Source organism: Burkholderia sp. Tr-20355, assembly GCF_017104685.1.
Lineage (GTDB): Bacteria > Pseudomonadota > Gammaproteobacteria > Burkholderiales > Burkholderiaceae > Burkholderia > Burkholderia seminalis.
This window is the reverse complement of sequence record NZ_JAAGPK010000119.1, coordinates 1-25,797: the sequence shown is the minus strand read 5'-3', so window position 1 is coordinate 25,797 and position 25,797 is coordinate 1. Positions and strand designations below refer to the sequence as shown.

The 25,797-nt window shown below is 69.4% G+C and carries 22 protein-coding genes; 7 read left to right on the top strand and 15 right to left on the bottom strand.

Annotation, left to right across the window (positions count from 1 at the left end; genetic code table 11):
• The coding region (locus tag G3N62_RS24725) for a collagen-like triple helix repeat-containing protein (RefSeq protein WP_206141326.1) at positions 1-1,840 on the bottom strand (1,840 nt) is incomplete at its 3' end.
• Positions 1,841-2,200: 360 nt separating this feature from the next.
• Between G3N62_RS24725 and G3N62_RS24720 the strand changes: the two genes are divergently transcribed.
• Entirely contained in the window at positions 2,201-2,599 is a 399-nt protein-coding gene (locus tag G3N62_RS24720; protein ID WP_034188269.1) for a carboxymuconolactone decarboxylase family protein, read from the top strand.
• 50 nt (positions 2,600-2,649) lie between these two features.
• Here the strand turns inward: G3N62_RS24720 and G3N62_RS24715 are convergent, their stop codons facing one another.
• The 3 genes from G3N62_RS24715 to G3N62_RS24705 are packed head-to-tail and all read right to left on the bottom strand — an operon-like array spanning position 2,650 to position 6,129.
• Positions 2,650-3,648 carry an alpha/beta fold hydrolase gene (locus G3N62_RS24715; RefSeq protein WP_124671346.1) on the bottom strand — a complete coding sequence of 333 codons (999 nt, stop codon included), beginning with the start codon at positions 3,646-3,648 and terminating at the stop codon, positions 2,650-2,652.
• A 7-nt stretch (positions 3,649-3,655) separates the two neighbouring features.
• Positions 3,656-5,230 (bottom strand): NAD(P)/FAD-dependent oxidoreductase, encoded by a 1,575-nt coding sequence (locus G3N62_RS24710; protein WP_124671347.1) that lies wholly within the window; start codon positions 5,228-5,230, stop codon positions 3,656-3,658.
• Positions 5,227-6,129, bottom strand: coding sequence for an SDR family NAD(P)-dependent oxidoreductase (locus G3N62_RS24705; RefSeq protein ID WP_034188266.1), 903 nt, complete (start codon positions 6,127-6,129; stop codon positions 5,227-5,229). The genes G3N62_RS24710 and G3N62_RS24705 overlap by 4 nt, the downstream gene beginning before the upstream one ends.
• A gap of 103 nt (positions 6,130-6,232) precedes the next feature.
• Between G3N62_RS24705 and G3N62_RS24700 the strand changes: the two genes are divergently transcribed.
• The gene (locus tag G3N62_RS24700) at positions 6,233-6,874 is read left to right on the top strand and encodes a TetR/AcrR family transcriptional regulator (protein WP_226103882.1); all 642 of its coding nucleotides are present in this window, start codon (positions 6,233-6,235) and stop codon (positions 6,872-6,874) included.
• Positions 6,875-7,090: 216 nt separating this feature from the next.
• Here the strand turns inward: G3N62_RS24700 and G3N62_RS24695 are convergent, their stop codons facing one another.
• The 11 genes from G3N62_RS24695 to G3N62_RS24640 form a co-directional block, all read right to left on the bottom strand.
• Positions 7,091-7,993 (bottom strand): LysR substrate-binding domain-containing protein, encoded by a 903-nt coding sequence (locus G3N62_RS24695; RefSeq protein ID WP_124671348.1) that lies wholly within the window; start codon positions 7,991-7,993, stop codon positions 7,091-7,093.
• 80 nt (positions 7,994-8,073) lie between these two features.
• On the bottom strand, positions 8,074-8,799 hold the full coding sequence (locus G3N62_RS24690) for an amino acid ABC transporter ATP-binding protein (protein ID WP_206141325.1): 726 nt from the start codon (positions 8,797-8,799) through the stop codon (positions 8,074-8,076).
• Between the two features lie 41 nt (positions 8,800-8,840).
• Positions 8,841-9,497 carry an amino acid ABC transporter permease gene (locus G3N62_RS24685; protein ID WP_049035687.1) on the bottom strand — a complete coding sequence of 219 codons (657 nt, stop codon included), beginning with the start codon at positions 9,495-9,497 and terminating at the stop codon, positions 8,841-8,843.
• A complete protein-coding gene (locus G3N62_RS24680; protein ID WP_124668991.1) occupies positions 9,494-10,258 on the bottom strand; it encodes an amino acid ABC transporter permease in 765 nt (254 codons plus the stop codon). Before G3N62_RS24680 ends, G3N62_RS24685 begins: the two co-directional genes overlap by 4 nt.
• Positions 10,259-10,301: 43 nt before the next feature.
• Positions 10,302-11,120, bottom strand: coding sequence for a transporter substrate-binding domain-containing protein (locus G3N62_RS24675; protein ID WP_124668760.1), 819 nt, complete (start codon positions 11,118-11,120; stop codon positions 10,302-10,304).
• Between the two features lie 41 nt (positions 11,121-11,161).
• Complete coding sequence (locus G3N62_RS24670) at positions 11,162-12,235, bottom strand: ABC transporter ATP-binding protein (RefSeq protein ID WP_124668761.1); 1,074 nt, start codon at positions 12,233-12,235, stop codon at positions 11,162-11,164.
• 40 nt (positions 12,236-12,275) lie between these two features.
• Complete coding sequence (locus G3N62_RS24665) at positions 12,276-13,118, bottom strand: ABC transporter permease (RefSeq protein ID WP_124668762.1); 843 nt, start codon at positions 13,116-13,118, stop codon at positions 12,276-12,278.
• Positions 13,115-14,035, bottom strand: a complete 921-nt coding sequence (locus tag G3N62_RS24660; protein WP_069704541.1) for an ABC transporter permease — start codon at positions 14,033-14,035, stop codon at positions 13,115-13,117. Before G3N62_RS24660 ends, G3N62_RS24665 begins: the two co-directional genes overlap by 4 nt.
• A gap of 4 nt (positions 14,036-14,039) precedes the next feature.
• Positions 14,040-15,137: an extracellular solute-binding protein gene (locus G3N62_RS24655; RefSeq protein WP_034185574.1), complete on the bottom strand. Its 1,098-nt coding sequence runs from the start codon at positions 15,135-15,137 to the stop codon at positions 14,040-14,042.
• A 150-nt stretch (positions 15,138-15,287) separates the two neighbouring features.
• Positions 15,288-18,320, bottom strand: a complete 3,033-nt coding sequence (locus G3N62_RS36080; RefSeq protein WP_241013197.1) for a 5-guanidino-2-oxopentanoate decarboxylase — start codon at positions 18,318-18,320, stop codon at positions 15,288-15,290.
• A 203-nt stretch (positions 18,321-18,523) separates the two neighbouring features.
• Entirely contained in the window at positions 18,524-19,459 is a 936-nt protein-coding gene (locus tag G3N62_RS24640; RefSeq protein WP_034185575.1) for a LysR family transcriptional regulator, read from the bottom strand.
• Between the two features lie 126 nt (positions 19,460-19,585).
• Here G3N62_RS24640 and G3N62_RS24635 point away from each other — a divergent pair, with 126 nt between their 5' ends.
• From G3N62_RS24635 to G3N62_RS24615, 5 genes are all read left to right on the top strand, one after another.
• Positions 19,586-20,230 (top strand): glutathione S-transferase, encoded by a 645-nt coding sequence (locus G3N62_RS24635; protein ID WP_034185576.1) that lies wholly within the window; start codon positions 19,586-19,588, stop codon positions 20,228-20,230.
• Between the two features lie 35 nt (positions 20,231-20,265).
• The gene (locus G3N62_RS24630; RefSeq protein WP_124668765.1) at positions 20,266-22,323 is read left to right on the top strand and encodes a pyridoxamine 5'-phosphate oxidase family protein; all 2,058 of its coding nucleotides are present in this window, start codon (positions 20,266-20,268) and stop codon (positions 22,321-22,323) included.
• A 122-nt stretch (positions 22,324-22,445) separates the two neighbouring features.
• On the top strand, positions 22,446-22,649 hold the full coding sequence (locus tag G3N62_RS24625) for a DUF2970 domain-containing protein (RefSeq protein WP_034185578.1): 204 nt from the start codon (positions 22,446-22,448) through the stop codon (positions 22,647-22,649).
• 599 nt (positions 22,650-23,248) lie between these two features.
• Positions 23,249-25,480, top strand: coding sequence for a TonB-dependent siderophore receptor (locus tag G3N62_RS24620; RefSeq protein ID WP_124668766.1), 2,232 nt, complete (start codon positions 23,249-23,251; stop codon positions 25,478-25,480).
• A 59-nt stretch (positions 25,481-25,539) separates the two neighbouring features.
• A partial coding sequence (locus G3N62_RS24615; RefSeq protein WP_206141324.1) for a nicotinamide mononucleotide transporter family protein occupies positions 25,540-25,797 on the top strand: 258 nt, incomplete at its 3' end.

The following is a 25,797-nucleotide window of genomic DNA, read 5'->3' as shown; positions in this document are numbered from 1 at the left end:
CGCCGCTGCTCGTGCCGCTGGTGCCGCCCGAACCGCTCGAGCTGCCGCCGCCGAGCCCGCCCGTCAACGTGCCGAGCAGGCCCGTGATCGGGGCGAGCGGGTTGCTGCCGCCCGAGCCGCTGCTGGAGCTGCCCGCGTTGTTGTCGTGGACGAGGCCGCCGGTCGACGTCACCGTGTTGCCGAGCTGCGTGACGACGCCGCCGAGCGCCGCGCCGACCGGGTTGTCGGTTGCGCCGCCGACCTTCGAGCCCGCGAGCGCGAGGCCGTTGCCGAGCGTGCTCAGCAGGCCGTTGAGCGGCGTGCCGAGCAGCGTCACGCCGCCGAGCGTCTGCGTGGCGCCCGGCGTTGTGACGCCGCCGGTCAGCGTGTTCGTGATCGGGTTGATCACCTTGCCGAGCTGGGTCTCGAGCTGCTGGACCGGCGAGCTGTTCAGCGCCGTGTTGAGGCCCGATGCGGTCGAGTTGACGGCACCGCCGACGGTGTTGACGAGATCGCCGACGAGCGTCGTCACGGGCGACAGCGGCGACAGCGGGCCCGAGCCGAGGCTCTTCACCGCGTTGCCGAGGTTGTTGACCGCGCCGCCGGCGCCGGTCAGCAGGCCGGTGGTCGACGTCAGCGTCGGCCCGAGCGGATTCGCCGACACGCCGATCGAGCCGAGGCCGGCCGCGACGCCGTTGCCGAGTGCCTGCACGCCGTTGCCGAGGCTCGTGACCGCGTTGCCGACACTGGTGGCCGTCGTCGGGTTCGTGCCGGGGATCTGCACGCCGCCGATCTGACTGCCGCCGGTCGCGACCGTCGTGCCGAGCGCCGTCACGAGGTTGCCGGATTTCTGCAGGACATTGCCCAGCGGGGTGACGCCGGAGCCGGAGGTGCCGGAAGTACCTGACGTGCCGGAAGTACCCGAGGTGCCCGAGGTGCCGGAAGTACCCGACGTGCCGGAGGTGCCCGAGGTGCCCGAGGTGCCGGAGGTGCCCGAGGTACCGGAAGTGCCCGAGGTACCGGAAGTACCCGAGGTGCCCGAAGTGCCCGAAGTGCCCGAAGTGCCCGAAGTGCCCGAAGTGCCCGAAGTGCCCGAAGTGCCCGAAGTGCCCGAAGTGCCCGAAGTGCCCGAGGTGCCCGAGGTGCCCGAAGTGCCCGAAGTGCCCGAGGTGCCCGAGGTGCCCGAGGTGCCCGAAGTGCCCGAAGTGCCCGAGGTGCCCGAGGTACCGGAAGTACCCGACGTGCCGGAGGTGCCCGAGGTGCCAGAAGTGCCCGACGTACCGGAGGTGCCCGACGTACCGGAAGTACCCGAGGTACCGGAGGTGCCCGAGGTACCGGAAGTACCCGAGGTGCCGGAAGTGCCCGACGTACCGGAGGTGCCCGACGTGCCGGAAGTACCCGAGGTGCCGGAAGTGCCCGAGGTACCGGAAGTGCCCGAGGTACCGGAAGTGCCCGAGGTACCGGAAGTGCCCGACGTACCGGAGGTGCCCGAGGTACCGGAAGTACCCGACGTGCCGGAAGTGCCCGACGTACCGGAGGTGCCCGACGTGCCGGAAGTACCCGAGGTACCGGAAGTGCCCGAGGTACCGGAAGTGCCCGAGGTGCCGGAGGTGCCCGAGGTACCCGAAGTCCCCGACGACGTACCGGAAGTCCCCGAGCTACCCGACGTGCCGGAACTACCGGAAGTCCCGGAACTACCGCCGCCCGACGTCCCCGAAGTCCCCGAACTGCCGCTCGTCCCCGACGTGCTGGGCTTGATCGTCGGCGGGGTCGTCGGTCCGTCGACCGAACCGCAGCCGTACAGCGCGAGCAGCGAGGAGACGGCCATCGTTACCGTCGTCTTCTTGAAGAGTGTGTGCATGTTGGCCTCGACATTGGAAGTGTGTCCAAGCCTCCTCTGCAAATTCCGAGCCACGACAGCTTTCGCGAAACGGTGCCGCGCTTTGTTGCAGGAATCGGGAATATCTGCGCGATTTAAACGGAGTAACGGCGTTTTCGCGCATCGGCCACGCAAGGGGGGCCGCCGTGTCCGTCGTGATGTTCCCGTAAGCAGACGTAACGCGCGGCGGGATGTTACGTAGCGTTCGGCACCGCGTCACGCGGGCGGCGCCCGACCGAGGGCCCTGTCTTTGACGAAACGCGTCCGGCCCCCGAACATGACACGACACCCCGCGGCCGCCGGCGACGCCGAAGCGGCCGCGACTCCAACCAGGACACCGACATGAGCGAACAGGACAGGGAAGACGGCAAGGCGCGGCGGATCGACGTGATGGGCGAGGCGTTCGTCGAGCGCGCGATGCGCGATCTCGACGGGTTTTCGCGCCCGTTGCAGAACTGGCTGAACGAGCACGCGTGGGGCAGCACGTGGCAACGGGGCGGGATCGACCTGAAGACGCGCAGCCTGTGCACGTGCGCGATGCTGGCGGCGCTCGGCCGCAGCACGGAACTGAAGGGGCATATTCGCGGCGCGCTCAACAACGGCGCGAGCCTCGTCGAAATCCGCGAGGTGTTGCTGCACAGCGCGCTGTACGCGGGCGCACCGGCCGCGGTCGAGGCGTTCCGGACCGCGCGCGAGGTGATATCGGATCTCGGGTTGCCGATCCCCGACGACGAGGCCTGATTCCGCGCCAGCGTCCGCCGCGCGGCACGGCATCAGGCCGGGCTTCGTCGTTACGCGATGCGCCGTGCCGCTTGCGCCGGCACCTCGGCCGGCACCTCGGCGGGCGCGGCGGCCACGTCGAGCAGCCAGTCGGCCGTTGCATCGGGAATCGTGACCGGCAGCATGTGTCCGCCGTCGACGACCTTCAGCCGCACGCGCGCCGATTTCTTCGCGAGCGCTTCGCCGTGCTCGCGCCAGTTCAGGATCGGATCGGCGCGGCCGTACAGCACGTCGACCGGCAGCGCGAGATCCGCGTAGCGTCGCTCCATCGCGGGCAGGTCGACCGGCGCCGACAGCAGGTCCGTCGCCGTCGCGTAGAACACGTGCGGGCGCATCCCGAGCAGGCCGCCGCCCTTGACCGGAAAGTCGCGCGGCACCGCTTCCGGCGCAAACACCTGGCGCACGGCCTTGCGGCCGGTCAGGATCGTCAGCGGGATCGCGAAAGTCCACGACACGAAGCGGCGTACGAGCGGCGACGGCAGCATCAGCGGCTTGAACGGCCCCGGCGGCTCGGTCTGCTCGTGCGACAGCGGCGCGATCAGCGCGAGCCGGCTCACGCGGTCCGCGTGGTTGAGGCCGACCGCGAGCGCGATCGCGCCGCCGAGCGAATGGCCGACCAGCACGGGCTTGTCGAGCCGCAGCGCGTCGATGAACGCGGCGACCGTGCGGGCCTGGGCGAACACGTTCGCCTGCGAGCCCGCGCCGCGCAGCGAGCGGCCGGCGCCCGGCCGGTCGAGGAGGATCACGCGATGCCGCTGCGCGAGCCGCGCAAGCGGCAGGTACGCGAAGTTGCGCAACTGCCCCGCGAGCCCGTGGACGAACACGATCGGCGGCCCGTTGCCGTATTCGACGTAATGGATGCGGTCGTCGCCGATGTCGACGAAGCGGCCTTCGGGCGGAAACGCGCGCGTCACGCGGCGGGCCACGTAAGCGGTGAACAGCGCGAGCGCGGCGAGTACCGCGACGACGCCGAGCAGCACGTTCTGGATCAGATGGAGCACAGGGGTCATGTCGGCCTCAACGGGGTTCGAGTGCGGGTTCGGCAACCGGCGCCGTGGCAGCCGTGCCGGCTTTCGCGCGGCGTTCGAAATGCATCGCCGAATCGGCGAGCGCGCTGAACTTCAGCGATGCGAGATCGCGCACGTAGTTCTGGTGGAATTTCCACGGCTTGTGATGGCCCTGCTTTGGCAGGATGCCGGCCGCGCGCTGGATGTAGCCCGAGCTCAGGTTGACGGCCGGCACGTCGCCGAGTTCGCCGGCGCCGAGCCGCGGCACGCACGTGTCGTAGTCGTTCGCGCGCATGTGGTTGAGCAGCCGGCACACGTAGCGCGCGATCAGCTCGGCCTTCAGCGTCCACGACGCGTTCGTGTAGCCGAACGACGACGCGAGGTTCGGCACGTCGCTGTACATCATCCCCTTGTACGACACGGTTTCCGGCAGGTCGACCGCGCGGCCGTCGACCGTGACGCGCGCGCCGCCGAGCATCTTCACCTTCAGCCCGGTGGCCGTGACGATCACGTCCGCGTCGAGCTGCTGGCCGCTCTTGAGCTTGAGGCCGGTCGGCGTGAAGCGCTCGATCTCGTCGGTGACGATCGACGCGCGGCCCGCGCGGATCGCCTTGAACAGGTCGCCGTTCGGCACGAGGCACACACGTTGGTCCCACGGCATGTAGCGCGGCGTCAGGTGCTTCGCGACGTCGAAGTCGGGGCCGAGCTGCTTGCCGGCCGCGCGGATGATGAACTTCTTCGTCTGCTCGGGCTTGCGGCGCGATACGTTGTACAGGTAAATCGTCAGCAGCACGTTCTTCACGCGCACGAGCCGGTGGGCGAGCCGCGACGGCAGCACGCGGCGCAGTGCGTTCGCGATCTTGTCGCGGGCGGGCAGCGACACGATGTAGGTCGGCGAGCGCTGCAGCATCGTCACGTGCTGCGCATCGGCCGCCATCGACGGCACGAGCGTGACGGCCGTCGCGCCGCTGCCGATCACGACCACGCGCCGGTTCGCGTACGACAGGTCCTTCGGCCAGTGCTGCGGATGCACGAGCTTGCCCTCGAACGTGTCCATGCCGGCCCAGTCGGGCAGGTAGCCGGCGTCGTAGTCGTAGTAGCCGCTGCACATGAAGAGGAAGCGGCAGGTATACACGAGCGTGTCGGTCGCGCCGTCCTGCGTGCGCTCGATGCGTACCGTCCAGCGCGCGCGGTTCGAATCCCAGTCGGCCGCGACGACCTTCTGGCCGTAGCGGATCGTCTTGTCGATGCCGTGGGCCCGCGCGGTGTCGCGGATGTAGTCGAGGATCGTCTGGCCGTCCGAGATCGCCTTGTCGCTGTGCCACGGGCGGAAGCTGTAGCCGAGCGTGAACATGTCGGAATCCGAACGGACGCCCGGATAGCGGAACAGGTCCCAGGTGCCGCCGATCGCGTCGCGCGCTTCGACGATGGCCACGCTCGCGTACGGGCAGCGCTGCTTCAGGTGATACGCGGCGCCGATGCCGGACAGGCCGGCGCCGACGATCAGCACGTCGAGGTCGTTGCCGTCGCGGCGGGCGCCGGGGGCGGACGGCGCGTCGCGCCGGTCGGTCGTCGTCGAGGTCATGCGGGGTCCTTGGTCGGCGTGGTCGGGAGCGCGGCCGGAGCGTGGGCGCGTTCGAGGTTGCGTGCGCGGGCGCGGCGCACATGGCGCAGCATCAGCCACTGGTAACCGGCACCGAGCAGGCGCGCGATCCGGTCGAGCCGGCGCGCGTCGGCGCCGACGAGCACGCGGCGCGCATTGCGTTCGACGCCCGCGAGGATCTGCCGCGCGGCATCGTCGGCCGTCGTTGCGTTGATCAGCCGGTTCGCCTGGCGGCGATGGGTCGCTTCGTCCTGGCCCGTCAGTGCGTGGATGCTGGTATCGACGCGGCCCGCGTCGACGATGCCGGTCGCGACGCCGCCCGGATGCACGCAGGTCGCGCTCACCGGCGCGCCGTCGAGTTCGAGCTCCATCCGCAGCGCCTCGGTGAAGCCGCGCACCGCGAACTTGGTGGCGTTGTACGCGCTTTGCGTCGGCATCGCGACGAGCCCGAACAGGCTCGACGTGTTGACGACGTGCCCGTCGCCCGACGCGCGCAGGTGCGGCAGGAACGCCTGCGTGCCGTGCACGACGCCCCAGAAGTTGATGCCGACGATCCATTCGAGATCGGCGAGTCGCGCCGTCTCGGCGCTGGCGGCCAGCGATACGCCCGCGTTGTTGAAGACCAGGTTGACCTTGCCGTGCTCGGCGCGCACGCAATCGGCCCATGCGAACACCGCGTCGCGGTCGGCGACGTCGAGCCGCCGCGTGCTCACGCGCACGCCGTGCCGCGCGCAGGCGGCCGCCGTGCCGGCGAGCCCGGTTTCGTTGACGTCGGCGAGCGCGACCTCGCAGCCGCGCCGCGCGAGCTCGACCGCGAGGCTGCGGCCCATGCCCGAACCGGCGCCCGTGATCGCGGCAACCTTCCCGGAAAACCCCTTCATCCGTCGTTCCTCCCGTTCCGCTTGCGCTGCGTCGGCGGCGCGTCTATTGTGGTGTTGGTCGTCACCACTTTAGTTTTCGGGTGTCCTGATGTCAAATAGCGGAATGGAGAAAGCACTCGAAACGGAAAAACGGGGCCGGTCGTATGGCGGCGTGGCGCCCGAGGTACGGGCCGCCGAGCGGCGCGGCGCGTTGATCGGCGCGGCGACGCGCGTGTTCGGCACGGTCGGGTTCCGCAAGGCGACCGTGCGGTCGATCTGCCAGGAAGCGAAGCTGAACGACCGCTATTTCTACGCGGCGTTCGACAGTACCGAGGATCTGCTGCGCTGCACCTACCTGCACCACGCGCAGCAACTGCACGATGCGGTCGCGCAGGCGGTGGCCGCGCGCGGCGGCGAGCTGCGCGAGCGCGTCGACGCGGGGCTCGCCGCGTTCTTCGCGTTCCTGCGCGACCCGTGCGCGGCGCGCGTGCTGCTGCTCGAGGTGATGGGCGTGAGCGCGGATACCGACATGACCTACCAGCGCATGCTGATCGACTTCGGCAAGCTGATCATGGCGATCGGCGCGCCGGGCGAGGCCGGGACGCCCGCGGAGCGCACCGAGCAGCGGCTGATCGGGCTCGCGCTGGTGGGGGCGATGACGAACGTGGGCGCGGCGTGGCTGCTCACCGGGTATCGCGATCCGGAGGCGCAGATGATCTCGAGCTGCCGCAAGGTGCTGCTGGGGACGTTGCGGGAGATCGGCTGACCGGATGGCGCCGCGCCGGCCGTGTTCGGTCCTCGCCAATGGCAGGCTGAACATGAAAACAAGGTGGTAACCGCACGGCACGCGGAGTGAAGTGTCGTCTGTTTGCGTGATTGGGCCGTCTTTTCAATAAATGAACATTGGCCGTGCGGACACGAATCGACGGCGTGGTTCCCCATGAAATCGCGGCGCGCGCAGGCCTGCGCGCGGCCGACCGGCTCACGCCGGCTGGTTGAATGCCGAGGTCTGGCGCTCGCGTTCGCCCGCGATCCAGTCGCCGAACAGCTGGATCTTGTACTGCTGTTCGGCCCCGCCCGGATACACGAAGTAGTAGCCCATCCCGGTCGGCAGCGACACGTCGAACGGAGTCACGAGCCGGTGCGCCGCGACGCTTTCGTCGACGAGCGTCCGGTCGCCCATCGCGACGCCGTAACCGTCGAGCGCCGCATGTGTCGCGAGGTCGAGCGTCTCGAAGCTCAGTCCGCGCGTCGAGTCGACGTGCGGTGCGCCCGCATGGTCGAGCCAGTGTTTCCAGTCCCGGTGATCGCGCGTCGGATGCAGCAGCGTATGGTGGGTCAGGTCGTCGACGCTCGCGAGCGGTTGCCGCTCCAGCAGGTCCGGCGCGCATACGGGCGTGAGCCGCTCTTCGAACAGCGGAATCGCATGCATGTCGGGGCCGGCGCCGGGAGCGTAGATCACCGCGGCATCGAACGGTTCCATGCGGAAATCGACGTGATGACCCCAGGTCGTCGTGATCTGCACCTGGAGCTCGGGGTGCTCGGACTGAAACCGCATGATCCGCGGCAGCATCCACTGCATCACGCAGGTCGGCACCTTCAGAGCGAGCTCGGTGCGTCGGCGCGACAGGCGCATCGACACCTCTTCGATGCGCGCAAAGCTTTCACGCACCGTCGGCAACAGCAATTCGCCTTCCGCCGTCAGCGTCAGGCCCTTCGGCGTGCGCTTGAACAGCGGGAACTGGTAGAACGCCTCCAGCGCGAGGATTTGCCGACTCACCGCCCCCTGCGTCAGGCACAGCTGCTCGGCGGCGCGCGTGAAGCTGCCGTGTCGGGCGACGATGTCGAATATCTGCAGCGCGTTGAAGGAGGGAAGTCGTCTCATCGGAAAGGCGGATGTGGAGCGGGCGACCGGAAGGGCAGGGGGGGCGGCGCGTCGTCCGGCACGACGCACCGCGGCATCGTTCAGTGCAGGATCTTCGCGAGGAAGTCCTTCGCGCGTTCCGATTTCGGATTCGAGAAGAAGTCGTCCTTGCGGTCGTCCTCGACGATCGCGCCCTTGTCCATGAAGATCACGCGATGCGCGACCTTCTTCGCGAAGCCCATCTCGTGCGTGACGACCATCATCGTCATCCCTTCCTGCGCGAGTTCGACCATCACGTCGAGCACTTCGTTGATCATCTCGGGATCGAGCGCGGACGTCGGTTCGTCGAACAGCATCGCGATCGGGTCCATCGACAGCGCGCGCGCGATCGCGACACGCTGCTGCTGGCCGCCCGACAGCTGCCCCGGGAACTTGTGCGCATGCGCCTTCAGGCCGACGCGCTCGAGCAGCTTCACGCCCTTCTCGGTCGCTTCGTTCTTGCCGCGGCCGAGCACCTTGGCCTGCGCGAGCGTCAGGTTCTCGGTGATCGACAGATGCGGGAACAGCTCGAAATGCTGGAACACCATCCCGACCTTCGAACGCAGCTTCGACAGGTTCGTCTTCCTGTCGCCGACCGACTGGCCGTTCACGAGGATCTCGCCCTGCTGAAACGGCTCGAGGCCGTTGACGGTCTTGATCAGCGTCGACTTGCCCGAGCCCGACGGGCCGCACACGACGACCACTTCGCCTTTCTTGACCTCGGTCGTGCAGTCGGTGAGGACCTGAAACTGGCCGTACCACTTCGAAACGTTGCTGATGGAAATCATGGGGAATACCTGCATCGTAATCAGGCGCGAGCGGCGCCGGTTCAGCGTACCTTAGCGGCGCGGTAGCCGCGCTCGAGCGCGCGGGCGTACCACGTGAGCGGGAAGCACATCGCGAAGTAGAGCAGCGCGACCATCGCGTAGATCGGGAACGGCTTGAACACCGCGTTGGTGATGATGTTGCCGGTCTTCGTGAGTTCGGTCAGCCCGATGATCGACGTCAGCGCGGTGCTCTTCACCGCCTGCACGAGAAAACCGACGGTCGGCGGCAGGGCGATTTTCCATGCCTGCGGCCACACCGCGTAACGCAGTTGTTGCGTCCACGTCATGCCGAGGCTGGCCGCCGCATTCCACTGACCGCGCGGCACGGCGTCCACGCAGCCGCGCCAGATGTCGGCCAGACAGGCGCTCGCGTTCAACGTCAGTACGACCGACGCGGCGACCCATGGTGTCACGTCGATGCCGACCAGCGGCAGTCCGAAGAAACCGAGGAACAGCTGCATCAGCAATGGCGTGCCCTGAAACAGCGCGATGTACAGGATCACGAAGCGGCGCAGCGCCGGCACGGGCGAGATGCGCATCGCGAGCAGCACGAACCCGGCGACGCTGCCGCCGACGAACGTGATCAGCGACAGCAGCACGGTCCAACGTGCGGCAAGCAGCAGGTTCCACGCAATATCCTGGAAGGTGAATTCGATCATCGTACCCGCTCCGTCGGGAGGCCGGTTTCAGGGGAGCGCAGGCGCCACCTGAAGCGGGCGCCGCACGATCGGCGCGGTGCGGCGGCCGCACCGTGCGGTGCACGGCCCGCAAACAGCCGGCGGGCGACGCGATTGAGCAGCATGCGCAGCGCGATCGACAGCAGCAGATAGATCGCGGTCACGACGATGTAGATCTCGAACGCACGGAAATTGCGCGACTGGATGAAGTTCGCCGCGTAGGTCAGGTCAGGCACGGAGATCTGCGACACGACGGCCGAGCCGAGCATCACGATCAGCACTTGCCCGAGCAGCGCGGGGTACACGTTCGCGAGTGCCTGCGGCAATACGATCTGGCCGAACACCTGCCGGCCATGCAGCCCGAGCGCGCGTGCCGCTTGCGTCTGCCCGTGCGGCACCGATTCGATGCCGGCGCGCAGGATTTCGACCGCATACGCGCCCAGGTTGACCGTCATCGCCAGCACGGCCGCCTGCGCTTCGTCGATGTGCACGCCGATCCCGGGCAGCCCGAAGAAGATGAAGAACAGCTGGACCAGGAACGGCGTATTGCGGATCAGTTCGACGTAGGCCGCGACGAGCGCCCGCGCCCAGCGCGGGCCGGCGAGCGCGGCCCACGCGCCGGCGGTGCCGATCAGGCCGCCGAGCACGGTGGAGGCCGCGGTGAGGCCGAGCGTCACGCCGATCCCGCGCGCGAGCATCCCGGCGTAGAGGTCGAAATCGCTGAAGTCGAACACGTAGGTCATCACGATACCTTTCGTCGCGCATGCGGGGCGGGCGCGGCGCGCATCACAGGTCGGCCGGCAGTGCCGCGTGCAGCCACTTCTGCGACAGCGTGTTCAGCGTCCCGTTCTTCTTCGCGCCGGCGATCGCGTCATTGACCTTCCGCATCAGGCGCGGCTCGTTCTTGTTCAGGCCGACGTGATCGGGCGAGCTGAACAGCGAGAACTTCTGCTCCGGATCGATCGACGGGTGGCGCGCGATGATCGTCGCGCCGACGTCGTTGCCGACCACGAGCAGCTGCGCCTGTCCCGACAGGAACGCCGCGATCGCGCCGTTCGGATCGTCGAAGCGCTTGATCGTCGCGTTCGGCGGGGCGACCTTGCTCACGCTCAGGTCCTCGAGCGTGCCGCGCGCGACCGCGACGGACTTGCCGGCGAGATCCGCGGTGCCCTTCACCGCGAGCGATTTCGGGCCGAATACCGCGAGATAGTACGGGGCATACGCATTCGAGAAATCGATCACCTTCGCGCGCTCCGGCGTCTGGCCGACCGACAGCAGCATGTCGGTCTTGCGGTCGGCGAGGTACGCCATCCGGTTGTCGCCGGTGACCTGCACGAGCTCGACTTTCGCATTGAGCGCCTTGCCGATCAGCGTCGCCATGTCGATGTCGTAACCCTGCGGCTTCATGTCGGGGCCGATCGAACCGAACGGCGGGTAATCCTCGAACACGCCGATGCGCACGATGCCCGATTTCGCGATCGTGTCGAGCGCGTCGGCATGGGCGAGCGGCGCGATGGCCGCGAGACCTGCCGTGCAGGCGCAGAAGAGGGCGGTGCGGGCGAACAGGCGTCGCACGAGACGGTGGGCTTGGGTCGATGCGTTCATGGTGAAGTCCTTGTTGCTGCGCTGGAGGGAGGGAAAGGGCATCAGGCGCCGCGTGCGGCGATCAGTTTGCAGGCATGCGCGGGCAGTTCGGCGGCGACCGGCATGCCGACGTGCAGGTCGGGCGTCTCGCGTGGCGTCGTCGCGGCCGTCAGCGTGAAGCCGCGGCAATCGATCGTCGCCTCGATCGATGCACCGACGTCGCGCACGAACGCGACCGTGCCGGCGAGCGTGTTCGGTGCGGACGGCGATACCGCGATCGGGCGCACGCACACGTCCTCGGGGCGAATCAGCAGGCGCACGGCGTCGTCCGCGCGCGGCGTGTCGGGCGCGCGCCGGATCGCGAGCCGCTGCCCGCCGGGCAGCACGATTGCGTCGTCGCCATCGCACGCGACCGGCAGGATGTTGCCGAGGCCAATGAAATCCGCGACGAATTCGTTGACCGGATCGCGATAGATGTCGAGCGGCCGGCCGACCTGCTGGATGCGGCCTTTCTCCATCACGACGATCTCGTCGGCCATCGTCATCGCTTCGCGCTGGTCGTGCGTGACCATGATCGTCGTGATGCCGAGCCGTTGCTGGAGCAGCCGGATCTCGACCTGCATCGCCTCGCGCAGCTTTGCGTCGAGTGCCGACAACGGCTCGTCGAGCAGCAGCAGGCGCGGCGAAGAGGCAATCGCGCGCGCGATCGCGACCCGCTGGCGCTGCCCGCCCGACAGTTGCGTGACGAGCCGGTCGGCCAGGTGCGGAAGCTGGATCAGCTCCAGCAGCTCCGCGACGCGCCGCGCCTGCGCGGCCTTGGCGGTCTTGCGCAGCCGCAGCGGATACGCGATGTTCTGCGCGACCGTCATGTGCGGGAACAGCGCGAGCGACTGGAACACCATGCCGAAATCGCGCCGGTTGGCGCTCACGTGCGTGAGGTCGCGGCCGGCGAACGTGATCGTGCCCGACGTCGGTGTCTCGAGGCCGGCGATGATCCGCATCAGCGTGGTCTTGCCGCAGCCCGACGGGCCGAGAAAGCAGACGAGCTTGCCGTCCGGCACGGACAGATCGACGTGATCGACGGCATACGCGTGATGGAAGCGCTTCGTCACGTTCTGGAGGGTGAGCTGGGTCATGGGGATTCCTTGGATGGGCGAAGGCGGAGCCGTACGCGCGTCAGAGCGCGACGCCCTTGTCGCCGACGAGTTTTTCGAGCATCCAGATCAGCGCGAAATCGATCGCGACGGTGAACACCGCGAAACAGAACACGGTCGGGTCGAGCGACGACACGGTGCGGCTGTAGAGCCAGACCGGCAGCGTCATCGTGTCGACGCTGTACAGGAAGAACGTCACGGTGAATTCGTTGAACGACACGATGAACGCGAACAGCATGCCGGCGAGGACGCCCGGGCGCATCAGCGGCAGCACGACATCGACGAACGCGCGGCGCGGGCTCGCGCCCATCAGGTACGCGGCTTCCTCGAATTCCGGGCCGATCGACGCGACCGACGCGACGCAGTTCTTCACGGTGAAAGGCAGTGTCAGGATCACGTGCGCGACGACGAGCCGCACGAACCCGAGTTCGACCGGCAGCGCGTTGAACACGAGCAGCAGCGCGAGGCCGAGCATGACGAGCGGATAGACGACCGGCAGTGCGACGAGCTGTTCGACCAGCGTCTTGCCGCGGAAGCGGTAGCGCGACAGCGCATAGGCGGCCGGCACCGACACCGCGGTCGCGACCAGCATCGTCGCGATCGCGACGACGAGGCTCGTCGTCAGCGCGGCGCCCATCGATTGGGCGCTGCCCGCGTCGCCGGCCACGAAGGTCTGCCAGGCGGCGCGGTACCAGTGCAGGCTGAAATCGCGCGGCGGGAATTCGAGCGTGCCGGACGAGCCGAACGACATCGTGATCATCGTCAGGATCGGCATCGCGGCGGCGAACAGCACGAGCGTCGCGAGCGCGCCGGTCGAGCGGCTCAGGCGGCCCGGCAGCGGCGCGCGCGGCGAAAGAGCATTCATCGGGTCACCTCGTCATGTTGCACGGCGCGCACGAGGCGCTGGGACACGGCCATCACGACCAGCGTCGCACCCATCAGCACGACACCCGACGCCGAAGCGGCCGGCCAGTTCAGCAGCGGCGCGACCTGGTCGTGCACGAGCACCGCGAGCATCGGCACGCGCCGGCCGCCGAGCAGGAGCGGCACCGCGAATGCGCTCGCGTTGTACGCGAACACGAGCAGCGCCCCCGACACGAGCCCCGGCATCGCGAGCGGCAACGTCACGTGCCGCAGCGTTTGCCAGCGCGTCGCACCGAGCGTCGCGGCCGCTTCGTCGTACGAGCGGGACACGGCGCGCAGCGCGCTCGACAGCGGCAGCACGGCGAGCGGGAATGCCGTCTGGATCAGCCCGAGCAGCACGCCGTGTTCGCGGTACAGGAGCTGCAGCGGCCGTTCGACGATGCCGGCCGCCAGCAGCGAGCGGTTGAGCAAGCCTGCCGGGCCGAGCATCACGAGCCAGCCGTAGCCCTGCAGCAGCAGGTTGACGAGCAGCGGCAGCAGTACGCCGGCGAGCATGAGTCGCCGCGCGAGCCGCGATTCGGCGCGCGCCATCGCCAGCGCGACGGGGATCGCGAGCAGCATCGCGCACACCATGCTCTCGAACGCGAGGCGCAGCGTGAGCCACAGCGAATGCATGAAGTACGGATCGGCGAGATCGGCATAGTTCTGCAGCGTGAATGTGCGCCATTCGTCGCCCGGCGTACCGACGCTCATCCGCAGCACGGTGAGCGTCGCGGCCGCGAGCACCGCGAGGAACGCGAGGACCGGCGCGAGCAGCAGCCACGGCGGCACGCCGGGCCGCGCGGCGGCGGCCTGAGCGCCGCCGGCCTGGCCGGCGGCGACCGGCTCCGCGTGACGGGAGGAGGGCAGCGAGGCCATGTCGTCAGGCCGCGAAGAGGCTGGTATAGCGTTTGATCCACGCCGGCTGGACGGCCGCGAGGGCCTTGTCGTCGTGCAGGATGGCCTTCTCCGCGATCTGCTGCGGCGACGGCACGAACGGGCGGCTTTCCGCCGGGATCACGGCCTTCGCGTTCACCGGCCCGTTCAGCACGTCCGCCGCCATCCGGCCCTGCACGCCCGCGTCGAGCGTGTGGTTGATGAACGCATGGATCAGATCGAGGTCGCCGGGGTGCGCTTTCGGAATCACCGTGAACATCAGTTGCGTCGCGAAGCCTTCCTTCATCCCGTACGTCACGCCCATCTTGTAGTCGGGTTTGCGGATCTGGTCGGGGAAGAACGCGGGCGAATAGATGCCGCCGATGTCGAGCGAGCCGGTGCGGAACAGGTCGGCGATCTGGTTCGGGTTCTCGCCGAGCGTCATCACGCGATCCTTGAGCGCCGCGAGCTTGCGGAAGCCGGGCTCGATGTTCTGCTGCGAACCGCCGGCCAGCTTCGCGGCGACGATCGCGAGATCGACCGCCTCGGCCCATTCCGGCGGCGGCAGGAACAGGCGGCCCGCATATTTCGGATCCCACAGCGCTTCGTAGCTCGCGGGTGCGGTCTTGATGGTCGACGTGTTGTAGATCAGTCCGTCCGACCACAGCAGGTAGCCGATGCCGAACCCGTTCGCGCCCGTGCGGTACTGCGGCGCGACGTCCTTCAGGTTGGGCAGCCGGTTCAGGTCCGGCTTCGCGAGCAGGCCCGCGTCGGCGAGGCCCGCCGCGCCCACGCCGGCCAGCGTGATCACGTCGTAGGTCGGCCGCTCGCCGGCGGCCTTGACCTTGGCGACCATGCCCGACGTGCCGTCCGCACGGTCGGCGATCACGCGCGCGCCGGTCTGCTTGCTGAAGGTTTCCGCGATGTTGCGCAGCGCGGCCGCGCCGGTATCGTCAGACCACGTGAGCAGCCGAAGGGTCTTTCCCGCGAAACTGCTCGACTGTGCTTTCGCAGTACTGATGAATGGCATCGGAAGGGCGGATGCGGCGAGTGCCGTGCCGAGGGTTTTGATCACCTGCCTTCTGCCCGCCTTGAAGTGTTGCATGGCCGTCTCCTGATGAACGATGCCGGGTGGTTCGATGCCGGTCGCCGAACGGCGGCGCGGGGTGTGGATGAACTGTAGGGAGGTCAAATTTCCGCAACAAACGAAATATCCGCATGCGCGGCATGAGATAAACGCATGAGCCGGGCGGCCTCAGCGGGCCGGCATCATGACCTGCTTGATCTCCTGGAACGCAGCCAGCCCGAACGGACCGAGCTCGCGCCCGACGCTGCTGCGCTTGTAGCCGCCCCATGAGGTTTGCGGATAGATCAGCTGCGGTGTGTTGATCCACACGACGCCTGCCTCGAGTGCGTCGGCGACCCGCTTGCCGCGTGCCGTGTCGCGCGTGACGATGGTCGCGACGAGCCCGTATTCGGTATCGTTGGCGGCCGCGATCGCGTCGTCCTCGGTATCGAATGTGCGGACGCACAGCACCGGCCCGAAGATTTCGTCGCGCCACAGCGCGCTGTCGGTCGGCACGTCGGCGAACAGCGCGGGCCGGACGAAGTAACCGGGGCCGGCGGGCACGTCGCCGCCCGCCACCAGCCGCGCGCCGTCGGCGCGGCCTTGCGCGAGGTAGTGCTTCACGCGTTCGTATTGCGCACGGTTCGTCAGCGGGCCCATCTGCACGCCCTCGGCGAACGGCGGGCCGACGACGGTCGCGTCGATCCGCCGCGCGAGACGCGCGATCAGGTCTTCGGCGAGCGGCGCGGCGACGAGCACGCGCGAGGTCGCCGAACACATCTGCCCGGCGTTGAACAGGCCGCCGCCGGCGATCAGCTCGACCGCCTGGTCGGGATCGGCGTCGTCGAACACGACGATCGACGACTTGCCGCCCAGTTCGAGGCCGATGCCCTTGATCGTGTCCGCGGCGGCTTTCATGACCTGCGCACCGACCCCCGTGCTGCCGGTAAACGACACCTTCGCGACGAGCGGATGCGCGCACAGCGGGGCGCCGACGTCGTGACCGGTGCCCGTCACGACGTTCAGCACGCCGGGCGGCAGGCCCGCAGCGGCGGCGATCGCGGCGAGTTCGAGTTCGGGCAGCGGCGTGATCTCGGACGGCTTCAGCACGACGGTGCAGCCGGCTGCGAGCGCGGGCGCGAGCTTCCACGCCGTCGTCACCATCGGGAAATTCCACGGCACGATCAGCGCGGCGACGCCGGCCGGTTCGCGCCGGATCCACGCGCGGTGGTGGTCGTCGGGTAGCGCGACCTCGATTTCGCCGTCCGTGTCGAGCCGTTCGGCGAGGCCGGCGTAGTAGTCGAACGTGGCGATCACGTCGGCGACGTCGATCTCCGCTTCCGCGAACGGCTTGCCGTTGTTGAGCGACTGCAGTGTCGCGAGCCGCGCGCGGTGCGCGTCGACGCCGCGTGCGATCGCGCGGAGCAGGGCCGCGCGCGCGGTGCCCGTCGTGCGTTTCCAGCGGGGAAACGCGCGGGCCGCGGCCCGGACGGCGCGCTCGACGTCCGCGTCGTCGCCGGCATCGACCCGCGCGAGGACCGCTTCGGTCGACGGATCGACGACGGGCAGCGTGGCGCCGCCGACGCCGGGTCCCCACACGCCATCGATGAGGAGCCCGGTATGCAGCGGCGGATCGAAACGAAACGCGGCGGCCGGACTCATGGCTGCACCTGACCGAACCACGCCGCTTCGTCGATCTCGATCACAGTCGGAATCGCGCGCGCTGCGGCGGCGCGCAACGCGGCGGCCGTAACCGCGGTTGTTCCAGACGATCACGATCACCGGCAGGCGGGCCTCGACCGCGCTCGCGAGCTCCGGCAAAGTGAACTGCAGGCCGCCATCGCCGATCAGGCAGACGACCGGGCGCGCCGGCGCGGCGAGCTTCGCGCCGATCGCGGCGGGCAGCCCGTAGCCGAGCGTGCCGTAGCCGGTCGACGAGTTGAACCAGCTGCGCGGCGCGGGCGCGTCGTGGGTGAAATTGCCGACGTAGACGGGGCTCGTCGAATCGCCGGCGACGATCACGCCCGGCAGCGTCGTGACGACCGTGTCGATCAGTCGCGCCTGCGCGCGCACGTGGCCGTCGTGGCCGGACGCGATCTCGGCGCGCACGGCGGCCACGCGTGAGGCACCCCAGCCGGCTTCCGGTGTCGGCGCGGGTTTTTCGTGCAGACGGGTCGACAGCGTGCCGAGCGCGAGCCGTGCATCGCCGGCGATGGCGATCTCCGCGCGGGCATTGCGCATCAGCTGCTGCGCATCGATGTCGATGCGAATCAGCCGTCCGTCGATCGCGAAGCGACCGTCGAACGTGACGTCGTAATCCGTTTCGCCGAGCTCGGTGCCGACGGCGAGCACCACGTCGGCATCGCGGATCGCCGCGCGGGTGGCCGGCAGCGACTGGGTAGAGCCGATCAGCAGCGGATGGCCGGCCGGCAGCAGGCCCTTCGCGTTGATCGTCAGCGCGACGGGCGCATGCAGGCGTTCGGCGAGTTCGCGCAATTCGGCTGCCGCCTGCACGGCACCGCCGCCCGCCAGGATCAGCGGCCGGCGTGCGTGGGCGAGCAGGTCCGCGGCCGCCGCGAGCGCACCGGCGTCAGGCGCGGGGCGCGCGGGCAGCGCGGGCGGGGTGGCGGGCAGCGCGGGCGCCGGCATCACGATCACGTCGAGCGGAATCTCGATATGCACGGGCCGTGGCCGCGCGCTTTCGAAGACGGCGAATGCGCGCGCGAGGACCTGCGGCAGGTCGGCCGCGTCCAGCAGCGTGTGCGAGAACGCGGTGAGCCCCGCGAAGACGTTGCGCTGCGACGGCAGCTCGTGCAGGCGGCCGTCGCCGCTGCCGAGCTCGCGCCGCGCGTTGACGCTCGAGATCACCAGCATCGGGATCGAATCCGCGTAGGCCTGTGCCATCGCGGTCGCGATATTGGTCATGCCGGGCCCGGTGATGATGAAGCAGACGCCCGGCCGGCCGGTGACCCGGGCATAACCGTCGGCCATGAAGCCGGCGCCCTGTTCGTGGCGCGGCGTCACATGGCGGATCGACGACTCGGCGAGCCCGCGATAGAGCTCGACGGTATGCACGCCGGGAATGCCGAACACGCATTCGACGTCGTAACGTTCGAGCAGGCCGACGAGTGCTTCGCCGCAAGTGCGGGGGCGGGCAAGGGAGGGTGCCGGCGGGGCCGTGCGGGCCGCGGCGATGCAGGGAAGAGGGACTGGGCGGTTCATGGATCGTGACGTGCCGATTGGGAGGGTGAGTGGCCCGTACCGCAAACGAGGGGGCATGAAGCGGATTGTCGGCGTCGATCCGGGGCGCCAACAATCGATTAGTTTTCATGCCGCGCATGAGCGCCGTGCATGGCGGCGCCTGATCGCGGGGACGTCGTGATTCGTCGGATGAATGGCGTGCGCGGGCACGCAACCGGCGCGCGCTAGCGTTCGCGTTTCGTCTTGCGTGCCGGCCGTGTGTCGCCAATCCTCTCCTTCATCGCATCGATGAACGCCCGCACCTTCGGCGTAGGCAGCCGCGTCGACGGATACACCGCATGAATTCCGGCCGGTGCCGAGCGCCACGCGGGCAGCAGCCGCACGAGCCGGCCGGCCGCGACGTCGTCCGCGGTCGAGAAATCCGTCAGCAACCCGAAGCCGCCGCCCGCGAGCACGATCGCGCGGCATGCGGTCGCGGTGTTCGATACGACCGGTGCGGCACAGCGGACGGCCGCGCTGCCGCCGTTCGCGTTGTCGAGTTCGAGCGTGTGCGGGCGCGGCAGCGTCGACAGCATCACGAACGGCAGCGCGGCGAGCGCATCCGGATCGCGCGGCAGCCCGTGCCGGGCGACGAACGCCGGGCTCGCCACCAGCCATTTCTCGTACGTGCCGAGCTGCACCGCGCGATAGTTCGAATCGGCGAGGCGGCCGATGCGGATCGCGACGTCGAGATTGTCCGCGACGAGATCGACGACGCGGTCGTTCGCCACCAGTTCGACGTCGAGCCCCGGATGCCGGTCGCGCAACGCGACGACGGCCGGTGCGACGACCAAAGCGCCGTAGTCGATCGGCACGCTCACGCGCAGCGTGCCGCGCAGCGGCCCAGCGTCGGACGATACCGCGTCGAGCGCGGTTTCGGTCGCGCGCACGATGTCGCGGCACGCGTCGTAGAACACGCGCCCCGCATCCGTCACGCTCAGCCGCCGCGTCGTGCGCACCAGCAGGTTCGTGCCGACCTCGGATTCGAGGCGCTGCATGTGCGTGCTGACGACCGTCTTCGCGAGGCCGAGCCGCTCGGCCGCGGCCGTCAGCGAGCCGGCCTCGACCACCGCGACGAAGATCGCCAGCCGGTTCAGGTTCACGTCGCGCAGATCGGCCATCGTCGATTGTCCTATGAAAGAGGATAATGTTTCCGCGATTATCCGTCTTCTGGCGACGAACGGCGAGCGCTACGCTGGAGCCGTTCGTCGCCGATTCCCGGCGGCGCGAGAATCCGGAGTGTTTCCATGTCTGCCGCCCGCAAGCCTGCCTCGCCGATCCGCGTCTATTCGTTCCTGTTGTCCGGCCACGCGCACCGTGTCCGATTGTTCCTGTCGCTGCTCGGGTTGCCGTCCAAAACCATCGACGTCGATCTCGCGGTCGGCGCGCAGCGCGAACCGGCTTTTCTCGCGTTGAATCCGCTCGGGCAGGTACCGGTGATCGACGACGGCGGCACCGTGATCGCCGATTCGAACGCGATCCTCGTCTACCTCGCGAAGCGCTACGGCGACGCGCACTGGCTGCCCGACGATCCGGTCGGCGCGGCCGTCGTGCAGCGCTGGCTGTCGTATGCGGCCGGCCCGATCGCGTCGGGCCCGGCTGCCGCGCGGCTCGTGACCGTGTTCGGCGCGCAGCTCGATCCGGAGGCCGCCAAGCGCACGGCCGCGAAGGTGCTCGACGTGATCGATCGCGAGCTGGCCGGCAAGCCGTTCGCGGCCGGCGCGCAGCCGACGATCGCGGACATCGCCGCTTATACGTACATCGCGCACGCACCGGAAGGCGGCGTGTCGCTCGAACCGTATCCGCACGTGCGCGCATGGCTGGCGCGTATCGAGGCGCTGCCGGGCTTCGTCGCGATGCCGACGACTCGCGCGGGCCTGCTCGCCGCGTAACCTCTCCTTCAACCAAGCCTAGTCAGGAGCATGCGATGAACGCGCCGACCGCCGTCGTACCGGGTTGGGAACTCGACACCGTGCCGTTTCACGCGGGCGAGCTTGCCGTGCAGCAGCGCGCAGGCGTGACGGACGCGGCGGGTGCGGCCGGCCGGCGCGGCATCCGGCGCTTCATGCCGGACCAGCACCGCGCGTTCTTCGCGCAACTGCCGTTCTTCGTGCTCGGCGGCGTCGATGCGCACGGCCAGCCATGGGCGACGCTGCGCGCCGGTGCGCCGGGTTTCGTCACGTCGCCGGACCCGCGCACGCTGCGCATCGCGGCGCGCGCGCTGCCGGGCGATCCGCTGGCCGGTACCTGGCAACCGGGCGCGGCGCTCGGCGGGCTGGGGATCGAATTCGATACGCGGCGGCGCAATCGCGTGAACGGCGTCGTGCGCGCGGTCGATGGCGATGCGCTGACGATCGCCGTCGAGCAGAGCTTCGGCAACTGCGCGAAGTACATCCAGGGCCGCAAGCCCACGTTCATCGCACGCGAAGCCGATGCGGCCGTCGCGCCCGACGTGTCGGACGCATTGAGCGACGCCGACCGCGCGCTGCTCGCGCAGGCCGATACGTTCTTCGTCGCGAGCGCGAACACGTCGGCGGAGGCGGGCGCCGCGCGCGGCGCGGACGTGTCGCATCGCGGCGGGATGCCGGGCTTCGTGCGCGTCGACGATGCGAACACGCTGACGACGCCCGATTTCAGCGGCAACCGCTTCTTCAACACGCTCGGCAACCTGCAGCACGATCCGCGCGCGGGGCTGCTGTTCATCGATTTCGACAGCGGCGACTTGCTGGTTGTCGCCGCGCGCGCGGAGATCGTGTGGGACGGGCCGCTCGTCGCGTCGTTCGACGGCGCGCAGCGTGTCGTGCGGTTCCATGTGCGGGAAGTGCGGCGCCTGCGTGCGGTGCTGCCGTTCCGGTGGTCGGCGGTCGAGCGCGCGCCGCAGTTCGCGACGACGGCGGCGGCTTCGCCGGGCGCCGCGCAGGCGGTCCCGGTGCCGTCCGTCGTGCCTGCATCGGCACCCGCATGGCGGCCGTTGCGCATCGCGAAGATCGTCGACGAAGCGCGCGCGATCCGGTCGTTTCATTTCGAACCGGCGGACGGCGGCGTGCTGCCGGCCTACGAAGCCGGGCAGCACCTGACGTTGCGCGTCGCGCTGCCGGGCGGCGATGCGCCGGCGATTCGCAGCTACACGCTGTCGGATGCGCCGGGTGGCGCGCATTACCGGATCACCGTGAAGCGCGAAGGGCGCGTATCGGCGTGGCTGCACGATCATGCGCTGGCCGGCATGACGTTCGACGCGCAGATGCCGCGCGGCCGCTTCACGTTCGATCTCGCGAGCCCGCGCCCGGCCGTGCTCGTGTCGGCCGGCATCGGCATCACGCCGATGGTCGCGATGCTGCGCCGCGCACTGGTCGACGACACGCCGTCGCGCCGCGTGGTGTTCGTGCATGGCGCACGCGATGCGGCCGACCGGCCGTTCGCGGCGCAACTCGCGGCCATCGCGGCCGCCGACGCGCGCCTGTCGCTGCACTGGTTCGACAGTCATCCTGATGAACGCTCGGCCGCGCGGGCCGGCCGCATCGACGTCGCGCAGCTGAAGCGGATCCTGTCGTTCGACGACTACGACTTCTACCTGTGCGGGCCCGCGGCGTTCATGCGCGACCTGTACGACGGGCTGCGCGCACTGAACGTGCCGGACGAACGCATCCGCTTCGAGGCGTTCGGGCCGTCGAGCGTCTCGCGTCGTGTGGCGCGCGAGACGCTCGCGCGAGCGGCGCCGGGCGTGCCGGTCGTGTTCCGGCGCACGGCGCGCGAAACCGCGTGGACACCTGCCGACGGCACGCTGCTCGAATTCGCCGAGGGGCAGGGCGTGGCCGTGCCGTCCGAATGCCGTTCCGGCTCGTGCGGCACCTGCGCGACGCGCGTGCTGTCCGGCGCGGTCGACTATGCGCAAGCGCCCGACGCGCCGGTCGAACCGGGCTGCGCGCTGCTGTGCGTCGCGCGGCCCGCGCCAGGCGCCGCGGAGCCGCTCGTGCTCGACCGCTGACGCACCCTGCGACACGCCGCCGCAGACGGCCTGCTGCGCGAAAAGCGCGCGCAACTGCTTCTTTTTTCGGATGCCGGTCGGATCGACGATAGCGTTAACCGATTCGATGAAAGGAGCCCATCATGAAACTGCTCGGCATGGTCCGCCTGGTCCTGTGGAGTTTCTTCGGCGTGCGCAACAGCAAGTCGCACGCGACCGATCTCGCGAACGCCAACTTCACGTTGCTGCCGTTCGTGGCGATCCTGCTTGCGCTGCTGGTCGGCGCGGTGATCTACGGCGTCGTGCATCTCGTCGTCGATCCGACCGTGACGATGCAGGGGTTCTGAGCGGTGTCGAACCGGTAGCGGGCCGTGATTCCCGCGCCGGTTTTCGTCCGTTCGACCGGCGCGTGACCGCACCGGTCGTCGAGGTCGCCGCGCACGATGCGCGGCGCGATCGCGCCGCCGCCGCCGGCGCGCCCTCCGCAGCCTATTTCCCCCATCCCGCCGTTCCCGCCTCCCGTTCCGCCCGATTCCACGGCCATCGGTCCCGCCCGGGGTAAAATGCGCGCCACGCCGCGATGTCGCGCGCGACGGGCAGGCCGCCGTTCCGACGAACGGTCGGCGCAAGCGCCCGCCGCCCGCACCGGGGCGTTCGAAGCGTCCCCCGCATGACACGACCGCGCGATGCCGCCGGCCGCCCGCCCGCTCCCGACGAATCCGTCGGCGGCTGCGTCGGTGCCCGGCGCGTCACCTGAATCCGATGTCCCATCCCGCGTCTTCCTGGCTGACCGGCATGCGTGCGTGCCATATCGTCCGGTTCGTCTGATGAATGGCGTGTCGCCGCACGCGGCCGGTGACGGTGCGGATTGCGTCCGCGGGGGCATGCTTCGCAGCTTCGTAACGGGTTTCGACAGGGTCGAGTGGCGAGTTTTCCATCCAGAACAATGACGGTGAATCGAACAACAGCGGCGTCCGCACGGCGGCGGCGCACCAAGGTCGGGCTCGGAGTCGGCCTCGGCATCACGCTTTTCGCGGCGCAGGCCGCCGCGGCACCGGGTGACGCGCCCGCACCGGACGCCGACGCGGCCGGCACCGCGACGCTGCCCGCGATCACGGTGAGCGGCGAGCGCGGCGGCACGCTGCGCGCGCGCAATGCGTCGGTGGCCGGGCTCGACGACGCGCCGCTGCGCGACACGCCCGCGTCGGTGAACGTCGTCACGCGCGCGCTGATCGACGACCAGCAGGCGAAGCGGCTGAGCGACGTCGTGCGCAACGACGCATCGGTCGTCAACGACTACGCGCCGGTCGGCTATTTCGAAGGCTTCGCGATCCGCGGTTTTCCGGTCGATCTCGCGAGCGCGATCCGGATCGACGGGCTGACGGTGTCGGGCGAGCAGAACGTGCCGCTCGAGAACAAGGAGCGCGTCGAGATCCTGAAGGGGCTGGCCGGCATCGACAGCGGCGTCGTCGCGCCGGGCGGCGTGATCAACTTCGTGACCAAGCGCTCCGCGAACGTCGCGAGCGTGACGGGCGGCGTCGACAGCCGCGGCTCGACGTCGGCGGCCGTCGATCTCGGCCGCCGCTTCGGCCCCGACCATCAGTTCGGCTTCCGGATCAACGCCGCGAAGGAGAACATGCACGCCTACATCGACGGCACGAACGGACGGCGCACGTTCGGCTCGATCGCCGCCGACTGGGACATCAGCCCGCGCGCGAGCCTGCAGCTCAACGCCGAATTCCAGCAGTGGATCCAGCGCTCGGCGCCCGGCTACCAGTTGCTCGGCGGCACCGTCGTGCCGTCGGTCAAGACGACGTCGAAGGCGCTCGGCACGCAGCCGTGGGCGAAACCGGTGACGACCGATGCGCTGAACCTGAACGCCCGCTTCGACTACCAGTTCAACGACGACTGGAAGGCGTACGTCGCCGCGGGCCGCAGCCGCACGATGATCGACGACAACAGTGCGTTCGCGTACGGTTGCTATTACGCGGCAAGCTGCACGGCCGGCGCGACGTCGCCGTTTTTCTTCGGCGCGAACGGCGACTACGACGTGTACGACTTCCGCAGCCCCGGCGAATACCGGCGCAACGACGACCTGCGCGCCGTCACGACCGGCAAGTTCGCGACGGGACCGCTGCGGCACGAACTGACGCTCGGCGTAAGCGTGCAGCGTCGCGTCGTGCACATGGCGACCGCCGTGTACGACTATGTCGGCAGCGAGAACATCGACGGACCCGACGTCACGTTTGCACCGTCGCCGAATACGCCCGGGCCGTCGTATCCGCAGCTCGATTCGTGGCAGTACGGCGTGTTCGGGCTCGACCGCATCAGCATCGGCGAACACTGGCAGGTGCTCGCGGGCGGCAAGGAAGTGCTGCTGCGCCAGCGCAGCTGGAGCAGTCCCGACGGCGACACGACGCACACCGACCGCTCGGTGTTCCTGCCGCAGGTCGCGCTCGTCTACAAGCCGGTCAACGTGCTGTCGCTGTATGCGTCGTACAGCAAGGCGCTGTCGCTCGGCGACCAGGCGCCGGTGCGCGCGACCAATGCGTATGCGTTCCTGCCGCCGGTCGAATCGCACCAGATCGAGGTCGGCGCGAAATACGACTGGCTCGACCGGCTGAGCCTCACGGCCGCCGTGTTCTCGATCAGCAAGCCGTTCCAGTTCGCCGACCCGGATGCGTCGGGCACCGCCTACACGTTCGTGCAGCGCGGCACGCAGCGGCACCAGGGGATCGAGCTCGGCGCGGCCGGGCGCGTGACCGAGCGGCTGGGGCTGACGGCCAGCGTCGCGGCGATCCGCGCCCGCGCGTACGATTCGGGGTCGCCGGCCTACGAAGGGCACCAGATCATCAACGTGCCCGCGCTGCGCGCGTCGCTGTATGCGGATTACGCGGTGCCGGGCGTGGCAGGGCTGAACGTGCTCGGCGGTGTCGAGTACAGCGCGGCGCGCAACGCGAACGAGGAAGGCACCGCGCGCGTGCCGTCATGGTTCGTGTTCAATCTCGGCGCGCGCTATACGACGAAGATCGGCGGCCATCGCACGGTACTGCGCGTGTCGGTCGACAACCTGTTCAACAAGTTCTACTGGCGCGACGCGGGCGAGCAGCAGGGCGATGCGTACCTGTTCCCGGGGGCGCCGCGCACCGCGCGCGTGTCGTTGACCTATGATTTCTGATGACCGGGAACCGGCTGCGTGACGCGCGGCCCCGGCAGCCAACCAGGAGAGCACAGACGATGTCCCCACTCGAAATCGCCGGCGTGATCGTCAGCGCGCTCGCGATCTGGCTGACCGCGAAGCGCCGCATGCTGTGCTGGCCGGTCGGGCTCGCGTCGGTTGCGCTGTACGGCTGGATCTTCTTCGATGCGAAGCTGTATTCGGACATGCTGCTGCAGGGCGCGTTCGCGGTGCTGCAGGTGTACGGCTGGCAGCGCTGGCTCGCGCAGCGCGCGAGCGAAGCCGGCGGCGGCGGCGCGGCGCCGGCCGGCGAAGGT

Coding starts and splice junctions, on each gene's coding strand:
- G3N62_RS24720 (WP_034188269.1), top strand. CDS start 2,201: ATGAGCGAACAGGACAGGGAAGACGGCAAGGCGCGGCGGATCGACGTG.
- G3N62_RS24715 (WP_124671346.1), bottom strand. CDS start 3,648: ATGACCCCTGTGCTCCATCTGATCCAGAACGTGCTGCTCGGCGTCGTC.
- G3N62_RS24710 (WP_124671347.1), bottom strand. CDS start 5,230: ATGACCTCGACGACGACCGACCGGCGCGACGCGCCGTCCGCCCCCGGC.
- G3N62_RS24705 (WP_034188266.1), bottom strand. CDS start 6,129: ATGAAGGGGTTTTCCGGGAAGGTTGCCGCGATCACGGGCGCCGGTTCG.
- G3N62_RS24700 (WP_226103882.1), top strand. CDS start 6,233: ATGGAGAAAGCACTCGAAACGGAAAAACGGGGCCGGTCGTATGGCGGC.
- G3N62_RS24695 (WP_124671348.1), bottom strand. CDS start 7,993: ATGAGACGACTTCCCTCCTTCAACGCGCTGCAGATATTCGACATCGTC.
- G3N62_RS24690 (WP_206141325.1), bottom strand. CDS start 8,799: ATGATTTCCATCAGCAACGTTTCGAAGTGGTACGGCCAGTTTCAGGTC.
- G3N62_RS24685 (WP_049035687.1), bottom strand. CDS start 9,497: ATGATCGAATTCACCTTCCAGGATATTGCGTGGAACCTGCTGCTTGCC.
- G3N62_RS24680 (WP_124668991.1), bottom strand. CDS start 10,258: ATGACCTACGTGTTCGACTTCAGCGATTTCGACCTCTACGCCGGGATG.
- G3N62_RS24675 (WP_124668760.1), bottom strand. CDS start 11,120: ATGAACGCATCGACCCAAGCCCACCGTCTCGTGCGACGCCTGTTCGCC.
- G3N62_RS24670 (WP_124668761.1), bottom strand. CDS start 12,235: ATGACCCAGCTCACCCTCCAGAACGTGACGAAGCGCTTCCATCACGCG.
- G3N62_RS24665 (WP_124668762.1), bottom strand. CDS start 13,118: ATGAATGCTCTTTCGCCGCGCGCGCCGCTGCCGGGCCGCCTGAGCCGC.
- G3N62_RS24660 (WP_069704541.1), bottom strand. CDS start 14,035: ATGGCCTCGCTGCCCTCCTCCCGTCACGCGGAGCCGGTCGCCGCCGGC.
- G3N62_RS24655 (WP_034185574.1), bottom strand. CDS start 15,137: ATGCAACACTTCAAGGCGGGCAGAAGGCAGGTGATCAAAACCCTCGGC.
- G3N62_RS36080 (WP_241013197.1), bottom strand. CDS start 18,320: ATGAACCGCCCAGTCCCTCTTCCCTGCATCGCCGCGGCCCGCACGGCC.
- G3N62_RS24640 (WP_034185575.1), bottom strand. CDS start 19,459: ATGGCCGATCTGCGCGACGTGAACCTGAACCGGCTGGCGATCTTCGTC.
- G3N62_RS24635 (WP_034185576.1), top strand. CDS start 19,586: ATGTCTGCCGCCCGCAAGCCTGCCTCGCCGATCCGCGTCTATTCGTTC.
- G3N62_RS24630 (WP_124668765.1), top strand. CDS start 20,266: ATGAACGCGCCGACCGCCGTCGTACCGGGTTGGGAACTCGACACCGTG.
- G3N62_RS24625 (WP_034185578.1), top strand. CDS start 22,446: ATGAAACTGCTCGGCATGGTCCGCCTGGTCCTGTGGAGTTTCTTCGGC.
- G3N62_RS24620 (WP_124668766.1), top strand. CDS start 23,249: ATGACGGTGAATCGAACAACAGCGGCGTCCGCACGGCGGCGGCGCACC.